General features: G+C 35.4%; 1 protein-coding gene. It reads right to left on the reverse strand.

The window, feature by feature from the left end:
* Positions 1-2 precede the first annotated feature (2 nt).
* Positions 3-707: hypothetical protein (locus tag JKV55_RS06825; RefSeq protein ID WP_202083549.1), on the reverse strand; the 705-nt coding region annotated here is incomplete at its 5' end.

The raw sequence follows: 707 nt of genomic DNA on the forward strand, positions 1-707 counted from the left end.
ATCTAATTTGATAGTATTTTCTGTGTTTCAGTATTTAACCACTCATACTTTTCTTTAACTCTTTGTGGAGGAGATGAAGCAATAATCTCTTGGATTTTCGATAAAACTTCCGCCTCAGCTCTCTGAATATTTCTCAGTTGCTCTGAATCTGAATAGGCCAATGAACTAGACGTTGTTATATATCTAAAGCATGCTGACAACGAGATATAGCGATATTTTTCATCTTCTTCAATCAAAGGTTCCAAGACTTCAAAAGTATGAATTGTACGAAATGCCTCTATACAATGTTTATCAAAAATTATCCTTGGCGTTTCGGCTTCCGAAGATTCTAGGTAATACGCCCTATTCATAGCTGGACCAAATAAAGGACCGTTTTCGATATGTACTAATTTACCTAAAGTTACTCCCCCGCGAATTAGTAACGAGTGTTCATCCCATAACTTAATGCTTAACTTTGCTAATAACTCTAGAATAGTTTGTGATGCAATCACATCATCAGCTTCAGCGGAAAGAACTAGACTATCTGAAAAATATGAAATAGTGACGGGATGCATTTTGCTCATATTAAGATTCATTCGAGCCAATACTCTTTGTGCATCATCCATCCTTTCTTCTGGTATTTTTTCTTCGTGAAGTGAACCAAACATTGTTTGATGAAGTAACTTTGGGTTCATTGAGATTAAAGCATCTTGAATACTTTCAGCTAT

The sequence above is a fragment of the Zobellella iuensis genome (assembly GCF_016746085.1).
Classification (GTDB): Bacteria; Pseudomonadota; Gammaproteobacteria; order Enterobacterales; family Aeromonadaceae; genus Oceanimonas; species Oceanimonas iuensis.